Annotated in this window: 3 protein-coding genes; all 3 read right to left on the bottom strand. The window is 67.3% G+C overall.

Annotated features, from left to right (window positions below):
- Positions 1-435, bottom strand: a 435-nt coding sequence (locus DMB66_RS59335) for a PP2C family serine/threonine-protein phosphatase (RefSeq protein ID WP_148112948.1), incomplete at its 3' end; no start/stop codon positions are given.
- A complete protein-coding gene (locus DMB66_RS59330; RefSeq protein WP_125812648.1) occupies positions 432-914 on the bottom strand; it encodes an FHA domain-containing protein in 483 nt (160 codons plus the stop codon). The genes DMB66_RS59335 and DMB66_RS59330, both read right to left, overlap by 4 nt.
- Positions 915-919: 5 nt before the next feature.
- Positions 920-1,562 (bottom strand): DUF3662 and FHA domain-containing protein (locus tag DMB66_RS59325; RefSeq protein ID WP_125812647.1); only part of this gene is annotated, 643 nt, incomplete at its 5' end.

Here is a 1,562-nt window from a genome sequence, read left to right as displayed (position 1 = left end):
GATCCGGCCCTCGTCCACCAGCATCTGAACGTACGTGTCGTCCTTGGTGATCTGGGCGAACTCACCCTGGCGCAGCATGTAGGCGCGCGAGTCGCCGATGTGCACCATGCCGATCTTGCTGCCGGAGAAGAGCACCGCGGTCAGCGTCGTGCCCATCCCCTCCAGATGCGGGTTGGCGTCGACGGTGTCGCGCAGGGTCTGGTTGGCGGTGCCCACGGCGTGGCGGAGGGCGTCGACCAGCGCATCGCCGGGGACGTCCTCGTCGAGCGGAGCCATGGCCGCGATGACGATGTTGCTGGCGACGTCACCGGCGGCCATGCCACCCATGCCGTCGGCGACGGCAAGGAGCCGCGGTCCGGCGTAGACGGAGTCTTGATTTCCGTCTCGGATCAGACCGCGGTCGCTCTGGGCGGCGTAACGCAGGGTCAGGGTCATGGCCGTAACTCGAGTGAAGTGCGGCCGATCCGGATCGGCACGCCAAGGGGGACGGGAGTAGGTCCGGAGACCTTACCGCGATCGAGATAAGTGCCGTTCGTCGAGCCGAGGTCCTCGACGAACCACTGTCCGTCCCGCGGCATGAGCCGGGCGTGCCGAGCCGACGCGAAGTCGTCCGTAATGACCAGCGTCGAGTCCTCCGCCCGACCGATAGTGATATGAGCCTCACCGAGCGTGATTTTAGTGCCGGCCAGCTGGCCGGCGGTCACCACGAGTTGCCGGGCGGCCTTGCCCCGCTTCGCCTTCGCCGGCCGGCCCTGTGGCACCACGCCACCCACGCCCCTGGGCGCGGCGACGAGACTCTTGGACCGGACCCCGGCGAAGAGATCCTTCCGGATGACTCCCACCACTGTGAACACGAAGATCCACAGCAGTATCAGGAAGCCGAAGCGGGCGACGGTGAGGACAAATTCTGGCAAGGTGCCTAGCCGTCCACTCGGAACGTGAGGGTGGTCGTCCCCAACTGGATCATGTCGCCCGGGTTGAGCGCCACGGCCGACACGCGCTGGCCATTGACCATCGTGCCGTTCGTCGAGCCCAGGTCAGTCAGCACCACCTGACTGCCGTCGTAGTCCAGCCGGGCGTGGCGTCGCGAGATACCGACGTCCGGCAGGCGCAGATTCGCCTGGTCTCCACGGCCGATCACCGTGGAACCCATCTGCAGGGGGTACGTGCGACCGTCGCCGGAGACCAGGCCGACGTTGCGCCCGTTGTGCCCTCCGTGCTGCTGGTAGCCACCCTGCTGCTGGTCATACGGCGAATACGCCGGCGCCGCGTCGTAGGCGGGCTGTTGCACAGGCGCGACCTCGCCGCCGGTGTACACCTCCGCCGTGACCCGGAACATGCCGGTATCGAGCCCGTCACCGCGCTCGATCTCGACGATGACGTCGCCATAGACCGTCCAGGCCTGCTCGCCGATGAACTCCGCCTGCGACTGGGCCAACTCCTGGGCCAGTGCGGCGGCATACGGCGCCAACCTGCTGTGGTCATACGGCGAGAGATCGATCACGTAGCGGTTAGGCACCAAGGTGCGGCCACCAGCGAGGATAGCCTTGTGCGCCTCGGCC

Source organism: Actinoplanes sp. ATCC 53533, assembly GCF_003947245.1.
This window is presented reverse-complemented; position numbering and strand designations above follow the sequence as displayed.